Annotated in this window: 1 protein-coding gene and 1 tRNA gene; both read right to left on the bottom strand. The window is 69.7% G+C overall.

Going from position 1 to position 795, the window contains the following annotated elements; genetic code table 11:
* The coding region (locus tag FB586_RS18445; RefSeq protein ID WP_136520831.1) for a glycosyltransferase family protein at positions 1-492 on the bottom strand (492 nt) is incomplete at its 3' end.
* Positions 493-639: 147 nt separating this feature from the next.
* Positions 640-713: transfer RNA gene (locus FB586_RS18440), tRNA-Phe, on the bottom strand.
* Positions 714-795: the final 82 nt, after the last annotated feature.

Below are 795 nucleotides of genomic sequence, written 5' to 3'. Positions count from 1 at the left end.
GTAGCTGCTGAGCAGCAATGCGCGCCGGGGGCGGTCTGCCGGCGTCGACGTCGGCGAGAACCGCTGCGTGTCGATGGGCTGCGTCAGGCGGACGACGACGTGGTCGCCGTTGAGTGCCTCCACGCGGCGGCGCACCCGGTCGTTGAGCGTGATCACCGTCGACGCGATCCCGGGGACCAGCGGCGGTTGCTGGAAGTCGTAGAGGGAGCTGTGGCACACGTGGGCCTGCGGGACCCGTGGCCACAGTGCCGCCAGGTCGTGCGCGACGAGACCGTCCTGCGAGACGACCGCGTCCGCGGTCTCGCCGAGGTCCTCCGGGTGGTTCACGGTCGTGAGGCCGTGCTTCTTGGCGAGCACCGCCATGTCGCCGGAAACGCGGGCATAGATGCGCACGTCGTGCCCCAGGCGCATCAGGTTCTGACCGAGGGTCATCAGGTAGGTCTCGCTGCCGCCGACGTGGTGGAAGGCGGAGTTGGCCAGGACGACGCGCATCGCCGGCTCCCTTCGCTCTACGGGCAGGTGGACATCTGTCGATCCTCCCCGACGTCGTTCCCGCCCGCCACAGGCGAAAGTCGGAGTGGCGCATCGCGTATGCAGCAGGGCCCCGGTCGGGACGTGACCGGGGCCCTGCTGTGCTTGTGGGCAGGGGCGGGGTCGAACCGCCGACCTATCACTTTTCAGGCGATCGCTCGTACCAACTGAGCTACCTGCCCAAGCGCCGTCGAGGATACATGAGCCCGGCGGTCGGGCGGCAATCGGCTCAGCCCGCCGTCTCGCGCACCGGGAGCTCGAGCC

Source organism: Cellulomonas telluris, from assembly GCF_004886325.1.
Classification (GTDB): domain Bacteria; phylum Actinomycetota; class Actinomycetes; order Actinomycetales; family Cellulomonadaceae; genus Cellulomonas; species Cellulomonas telluris.
Note: the sequence above shows the minus strand (reverse complement) of the source record. Positions and strands in the feature narration are given on the sequence as shown.